The sequence below is a fragment of the Phenylobacterium sp. genome (genome assembly GCF_031181185.1).
In the GTDB taxonomy this organism is placed as follows: Bacteria; Pseudomonadota; Alphaproteobacteria; order Caulobacterales; family Caulobacteraceae; genus Phenylobacterium.
In genome coordinates this window covers 39,178-45,547 of record NZ_JAPSKZ010000006.1, presented here as the reverse complement: position 1 = coordinate 45,547, position 6,370 = coordinate 39,178, and the positions used below count along the sequence as shown (strand labels likewise).

The 6,370-nt window shown below is 69.4% G+C and carries 7 protein-coding genes; 4 read left to right on the top strand and 3 right to left on the bottom strand.

Annotated elements, in window-relative coordinates:
* Together argS and RIF93_RS01525 are read right to left on the bottom strand one after the other, a co-directional pair.
* A partial coding sequence (gene argS, locus RIF93_RS01530; RefSeq protein ID WP_309087745.1) for an arginine--tRNA ligase occupies positions 1-1,479 on the bottom strand: 1,479 nt, incomplete at its 3' end.
* On the bottom strand, positions 1,476-2,174 hold the full coding sequence (locus RIF93_RS01525) for a Tat pathway signal sequence domain protein (protein WP_309087743.1): 699 nt from the start codon (positions 2,172-2,174) through the stop codon (positions 1,476-1,478). The genes RIF93_RS01525 and argS, both read right to left, overlap by 4 nt.
* A gap of 122 nt (positions 2,175-2,296) precedes the next feature.
* Here RIF93_RS01525 and ispH point away from each other — a divergent pair, with 122 nt between their 5' ends.
* Positions 2,297-3,241, top strand: a complete 945-nt coding sequence (ispH, locus tag RIF93_RS01520; RefSeq protein ID WP_309087740.1) for a 4-hydroxy-3-methylbut-2-enyl diphosphate reductase — start codon at positions 2,297-2,299, stop codon at positions 3,239-3,241.
* Here ispH and RIF93_RS01515 read toward each other — a convergent pair.
* Positions 3,238-3,465, bottom strand: a complete 228-nt coding sequence (locus RIF93_RS01515; RefSeq protein WP_309087738.1) for a hypothetical protein — start codon at positions 3,463-3,465, stop codon at positions 3,238-3,240. The two genes, ispH and RIF93_RS01515, sit on opposite strands and share 4 nt — an antisense overlap.
* 94 nt (positions 3,466-3,559) lie before the next feature.
* Here RIF93_RS01515 and thrB point away from each other — a divergent pair, with 94 nt between their 5' ends.
* The 3 genes from thrB (at position 3,560) to RIF93_RS01500 (ending at position 6,311) form a co-directional block, all read left to right on the top strand.
* Complete coding sequence (thrB, locus tag RIF93_RS01510) at positions 3,560-4,528, top strand: homoserine kinase (protein ID WP_309087736.1); 969 nt, start codon at positions 3,560-3,562, stop codon at positions 4,526-4,528.
* The gene (gene rnhA / locus RIF93_RS01505; RefSeq protein ID WP_309087734.1) at positions 4,525-4,974 is read left to right on the top strand and encodes a ribonuclease HI; all 450 of its coding nucleotides are present in this window, start codon (positions 4,525-4,527) and stop codon (positions 4,972-4,974) included. The genes thrB and rnhA overlap by 4 nt, the downstream gene beginning before the upstream one ends.
* A 71-nt stretch (positions 4,975-5,045) precedes the next feature.
* Positions 5,046-6,311, top strand: coding sequence for a serine hydrolase domain-containing protein (locus RIF93_RS01500; protein WP_309087733.1), 1,266 nt, complete (start codon positions 5,046-5,048; stop codon positions 6,309-6,311).
* The last annotated feature ends 59 nt before the right edge of the window (positions 6,312-6,370 follow it).

The following is a 6,370-nucleotide window of genomic DNA, read 5'->3' as shown; positions in this document are numbered from 1 at the left end:
CTCGGCCTTGCGCAGCAGGGATTTCACGCGAACGGCCTGGTAGAGCAGGTACGGGCCGGTCTTGCCTTCGAAGCTGGTGAAGCGGTCGAGGTCGAAGACGTAGGAGGTGCCGCGGAAGTTCGAGAGATCGGCGAACTTCAGGGCCGCGACCGCGACCTTGGCCGCGATGTCCTCGAACTCCGTCTCGGGCAGGTCTTCGCCCAGACCCGCCTCGTGCAGGCGCTCGCGGGCCTTGGAGCGGGCCATTTCGATGAGGTCGTTCAGCTTCAGGACGCCGCCCTCGCGGGTCTTGAAGGGCTTGCCGTCCGTCCCGTTCATCGTGCCGAAGCCGATGTGCTCGAGCTGGCCTTCGGCGGCGTAGCCGGCCAGGTAGGCGGCGCGGAACACGATCTCGAAGTGATCGGCCTGGCGCTGGTCGACGCAGTAGATGACGAGTTCGGGATCGAACGACTGCTTGCGGTCTAGGATGGTGGCGAGGTCGGTCGTGCCGTACATCGCCGAGCCCTCGGAGGAGACCACCAGCAGCGGCGGCAGCTCGCGCTTGTCGCCTTCGCGGGCGACCCGGACGATCCGGGCCCCCTGGTCGTCGACCAGCAGGCCCTTGGCGTCGAGTTCGGCCACCATCGGCTCGATCAGGTGGTCGACGTCGCTCTCGCCCTTCCACCAGTCGAAGTCGACGCCCAGCGCGTGGAAGTCGCGCTCGAGGGCGACCTGGGTCACGTCCCGGAACCGCCGCCACAGGAGGTAGCAGCCGGGGTCGTGGTTCTGCAGGTCGGCGGTGAGCTTGCGCGCGCGATCACGGTACTCGGGATCGGCCTTCCCCTTGGCCGCGGCCTCGGGATAGAGCCGGTCGAGGTCGGCCAGGGTGATCCGCTCGAATTCGGACGGGATCGGGCCGTTCGGGTCGGCGTCCTTCAGGGCGGCGATGCGCTCGGCGATGTCGGGGTTCTCGTCCATGATGGCCCCGATCAGGAGGCCCATCTGGTAACCCCAGTCGCCGAAGTGGGCGTCGCCGACCACCTGGTCGCCGCGGAAGCGGTAGAGGCGCTTGATGGACTCCCCGATGATCGAGGCGCGCAGGTGGCCCACGTGCATCGGCTTGGCGACGTTGGGGCCGCCGTAGTCGACGATCACCCGACGGGCCTGGCTCACCGTTTCGGCGCCGGCGCGCGGGTCGCCGGCGATGGCGTCGGCGCGCGCGGCGAGCGCGGCGTCAGCCACCTTCAGGTTCAGGAAGCCGGGGCCGGCGATGTCGACCGAGGCCAGCCTCGGGTCGCCCTTGAGGCGCTCGGCGACGGCGCTGGCGATCTCGCGCGGGTTCTTGCCCACGCGCTTGGCGGCCGCGAGCGCCCCGTTCGACTGGAAGTCGGCGAGGTCGGGGCGGTCGGAGGGGGTGACCCGGGCGAGCTCTGCGGGAACGCCTTCGGCGGCGAAGGCGGCTTCCACCGCCTCGCCCAGGACCGATTTCAGATCGCTCATTGCGGCGTGGGCGACCCGGCGGTGTTGGACGCCTGGGCGCCGCCGACGTTCAGGCGGAAGCGCTTGCCCTCACGGTTGAAGGCGGCCATCTGCGGCGTCACGTCGAAGCCGATCAGGACCTCGAAGTTCGAGCCCGAGGTGGTGATCTCGGCGCGGGGAATGACGATGCGGTTCAGCGTCTCGCGCACATAGACCCGGTCCTCGCCCTCCTTGAAGGTCACGGGGAGGTCGAAATATTCCTTGGCCAGCACCGAGCGGTTGCGGTCGGTGACGGCGACCCAGTAGCGGTAGGTCTTGGCGCGGCCCTCGGCCTGCGGCCCGCGGCCCAGCTCGAAGAGCACCTCCATGGCGACTTCGATCGGCTCTTCGTCCTTGTACTGGCAGCCCGCCGAGATGCCCTGGATCTCGCCCGAGAAGGAGACATTCGCGGAGGCCTCGCGGCCGTCCTTGAACTCGACGTAGCGGGCGGCGTCGTACAGCGTCTTCACGAAGGGGCAGGGGCCGGCGTTGCGCAGGGCCGGCAGCGGCGCCTGGCGGTTGCCCCACTCGGCGTCGCGCTTGCGCTTCTTGGCCGCGTCTTCTTCCTGCTGGCGTTGCTGGTCCTGGCCGCCGCGGCCCTGAGCCATGGCGAGTTCGGGCAGGGCGATGGCGGCCGTGAGGACCGCGGCGGCGGCTGCGAGCAGATGGCGGCGCATGGGAAGCGTCTCGGAACAGAAGGGCGCGGAGGGTTCCGCGCGGTCGTGGCCTAGTTACAGCCTCACGATTGCGGCGGCAACGCGGCTGGCAATGGACGGCCTGCGGCACTAGGTTCCGCGCCATGTCGACGAAGCCCGCGCTCACCGTTCTCCTGGCCAGCCCCCGCGGCTTCTGCGCGGGCGTGGACCGGGCGATCCAGATCGTGGAGCGGGCGATCGAGACCTATGGCGCGCCGGTCTATGTGCGCCACGAGATCGTCCATAACCGCCATGTGGTCGACCGGCTGAAGGCGCTGGGCGCCGTGTTCGTCGAGGAGCTGGACCAGTGTCCCGAGGACCGGCCGGTGGTGTTCTCGGCGCACGGGGTGCCCAAGTCGGTGCCGGCGGCGGCCAAGGCGCGGAAGATGCTGTACCTCGACGCCACGTGCCCGCTGGTTTCGAAGGTGCACGTGGAGGCCCAGCGGCACTATGACGCCGGCCGCGAGATCGTGCTGATCGGCCACGCCGGCCACCCCGAAGTCGTCGGCACCATGGGCCAGCTGCCGGACGGGGCCGTGGCCCTGATCGAGACGGTCGAAGACGCCCGCACCTTCCAACCCCGGGATCCGGCGAACGTCGCTTTCGTCACCCAGACGACGCTGTCGGTGGACGACACGGCCGAGATCGTGGACGCGCTGCGGGCGCGGTTCCCGGGCATCGCCGCCCCGCACAAGGAAGACATCTGCTACGCCACCACCAACCGGCAGGAGGCGGTGAAGGCGATCGCCGCGCGGGCCGACGTGCTCCTGGTGCTGGGCAGCGCCAACTCCTCGAACTCTGTGCGGCTGGCGGAGGTGGGCAAGCGTGCGGGCGCCGCCGCCTATCTGATCGACGACGCCGGCGGGCTGGACTTCGCCTGGCTGGAGCGCGCGCGGACGGTGGGCGTCACCGCCGGGGCCTCGGCGCCCGAGGTGCTGGTGCAGGGCCTCCTCGACCGGCTGGCCGAACGCTTCGACGTGAGCCTGGAAGAGGCCGAGGTCGCCCGCGAGACGGTGACGTTCAAGCTGCCGCGGGCGCTGGCGTCCTAGCCTTCGAAGCGCTCGAAGCTCTTGTTGTAGCGGCGCAGGAAGGCGCGGCCGCGGGCGTGAGGATCTTCCAACCACACTTCGCGGGTCACGACCTGGACGGCGCCGTCGCGGCCGGGCTCGACGTGCAGCACGTCGCCGACGGCGAGGTTCAGCTGCGCCAGGGCTTCTTCCGTGAGGACGACCGCGACCCGGTCGCCGATCTTTTCCACCTTCAGGGCAAGCATCGGATCCTCCAGGGAGATCACGCCAAATCTAGCATATGGGGGACCGCCGGTCAGGGTTTGACTCCATCCGCGACGTACCCCATGCGGGCAGTCGATGGCGGTCTACACCGACATAACCGACGACGAGCTCCAGAAGCTCCTGGCCGATTTCGAGCTGGGGGCGCCCTTGTCGTTCAAGGGTATCGCCGAGGGCATCGAGAACTCGAACTTCCTGCTCGAGACCGAGACGGGCCGTTACTTCCTGACGGTCTACGAGAAGCGGGTTCGGCCCGAGGAGCTGCCTTTTTTCCTAGGGCTGATGCGCTGGCTGGCCGAGCGCGGCTTCCCGTGCGCCACGCCCATCGCCGACCGCAACGGCGAGATCCTGAAGACCGTGCGCGGCAAGCCCTGCGCGATGGTCTCGTACCTGTCGGGCCTGTCGGTGCGCCGGCCGACGGTCGCCCACTGCCGCGAGGCGGGGATCAGCCTGGCCTGGCTGCACGAGGCGCAGGCGGGCTTTCCCATGACCCGGGCGAACGACCTGGGCCAGCCCGCCTGGCTCCCGATGTTCGCGGGCCTGCACGACGCGGCCGAGGGGCTGAAGCCGGGGCTTTCCAAGACCATCGCCGCGGACCTCGAGCTGCTGGCCAAGCGGTGGCCGACGGGGCTGCCGCAGGGCGTGATTCACGCCGACTACTTCCCGGACAACGTCTTCTTCCAGGCGGGGAAGTTCGCGGCGGCCTTCGACTTCTACTTCGCCTGCAACGACGCGCTGGCGTACGACATCGCGGTGGCGCTGAACGCCTGGTGCTTCGAGCCGGACGGCAGCTTCAACATCACCGCGGCGCGCGCGCTGGTGGCCGGCTATGAGAGCCGGCGCAAGCTGACCGACGCCGAGCGGGCGGCCCTGCCGGTGCTTGCGCACGGGGCGGCGATGCGGTTCTTCCTGACTAGGCTTGCCGACTGGGGCGCGACGCCGGCCGGCGCCCTGGTGAAGCCGAAGGACCCGCTGGAATACGAGCGCAAGCTGGCGGTGCACCGCTCGTCGCCGGACCTCGTGCTGTTCGGTCAGGCGGCGGAATGACTCCTCAAGTCGTGATCTATACGGACGGCGCCTGCTCGGGGAACCCGGGGCCGGGCGGCTGGGGCGCGGTGCTGCTGTACGGCGACAAGCGCAAGGAGATCTGCGGCGGCGAACTCGCCACCACCAACAACCGCATGGAGCTGATGGCGGCGATCCAGGCGCTGGAGGCGCTGAAGAAGCCCTGCCGCGTCGAGCTGCACACCGACAGCAAGTACGTCCAGCAGGGCATCCACGAGTGGATCCACAACTGGAAGAAGCGCGGCTGGCTGACCGCCGACAAGAAGCCGGTGAAGAACGACGATCTGTGGAAGCGGCTGGACCAGGCCAGGCTGCGCCACCAGGTGGACTGGCGCTGGATCAAGGGCCACGCCGGCCACGAACTGAACGAACGGGCCGACGCCCTGGCGCGGCAGGGGCTGATGGAGACGGTCGCGGGCGCCGATTGACAGGCCTGAAACACGGCCGTTGCGAAGCCGTGCCAAACCGCTTCTTCTAAGAGCATGGGGGAAGCGTCATCATGAAGAACAGGTATGTCGGCGCGGCCGGTCTGGCGCTGGTCGCGGCGCTGGTGTTCGCGGGGGCGGAGGCCTCGGCGCGGCCGGCGAAGAGCGTCGATCCGAAGGTCTCTTCGATCGTCAAGGGCGACGCCGCGGCGCTGGGCTTCGACCCAGCCAAGCTGGACGTGGCGCGCCAGGGCCTGAAGGCCGACGTGGCTTCGGGCAAGATCGCCGGCGCCTACCTGCTGGTGGGCCGCAAGGGCAAGGTGGTGTTCGAGGAGGGCTTCGGCGTCCAAGGGCCGGGCCAGACGGCGCCGGTGACCAACGAGACGATCTTCCGCATCTTCTCCATGACCAAGCCGGTGGTGTCGGTCACGGCCATGACGCTGGTCGAGGAAGGCAAGCTGGACCTCGACGCGCCGGTCGCGAAGTACCTGCCCGAGTACGCGAACCTGGCCGTATGGCAGGCGGACGGCACGACCAAGCCGGCGGCGCAGCCGATGCTGGTGCGCCACCTGATGAGCCACACCTCGGGCCTGATCTACGGGTTCGTGCAGCCGGGCTCGCCGCTGGGCAAGGTCTGGGCCGCGGGCGGCGAGAACCGCAACGACCTGCCGAACCGCGAATACGCCAAGGTGCTGGCGAAGCTGCCGCTGAAGGCGGAGCCCGGGACGGCCTGGAACTATTCGCGCTCGACCGACGTGCTGGGCGCCGTCGTCGAGGTGGCCGGCGGCAAGCCGCTGGACGTCCTGATCCGCGAGCGGATCACCGGCCCGCTGGGCATGACCGACACGGCCTTCTTCCAGCCCGAGGCCAAGCGCGCGCGGTTCGCCGAGCCGGCCAAGGGCGACGCTATGGTCTACTACGACTACGCCAAACCCACCCCGTTCCTGTCGGGCGGCGGCGGGCTCTCGTCGACGGCCGAGGACTACTTGCGCTTCGTCCTGATGCTGGCGGGCGACGGCGAGTACAAGGGCGTGCGGATCCTGAAGAAGGAGACGCTGTTGCGCATGCGGCAGGACGAGACGACGCCGGCGATCCGTCAGGCGGGCGCGTTCTTCCCGGGCCGGGGCATGGGCTTCGGCCTTGGGTTCAGCCTCGTGCTGGACGACACGGTGCAGCGGCCGGGGGCGGGCACGTTCTCGTGGTGGGGCATCGCCGGCACCGAGTTCTGGGTCGACCCGAAGAACGAGGTCTTCATGGTGTTCATGGTGCAGGCCCGGGAGGCGGCCCAGGAGTACCAGCGCAAGAACCGCGGGTGGATCTACGACGCGCTGGTGAAGTGACTGGCGGCAGCCAACCCTTGCCCTGAACGGCGGCAGAACCAACCAAAACGTCTCATCGC

Coding starts and splice junctions, on each gene's coding strand:
- rnhA (WP_309087734.1), top strand. CDS start 4,525: ATGACTCCTCAAGTCGTGATCTATACGGACGGCGCCTGCTCGGGGAAC.
- RIF93_RS01525 (WP_309087743.1), bottom strand. CDS start 2,174: ATGCGCCGCCATCTGCTCGCAGCCGCCGCCGCGGTCCTCACGGCCGCC.
- RIF93_RS01500 (WP_309087733.1), top strand. CDS start 5,046: ATGAAGAACAGGTATGTCGGCGCGGCCGGTCTGGCGCTGGTCGCGGCG.
- thrB (WP_309087736.1), top strand. CDS start 3,560: ATGGCGGTCTACACCGACATAACCGACGACGAGCTCCAGAAGCTCCTG.
- ispH (WP_309087740.1), top strand. CDS start 2,297: ATGTCGACGAAGCCCGCGCTCACCGTTCTCCTGGCCAGCCCCCGCGGC.
- RIF93_RS01515 (WP_309087738.1), bottom strand. CDS start 3,465: ATGCTTGCCCTGAAGGTGGAAAAGATCGGCGACCGGGTCGCGGTCGTC.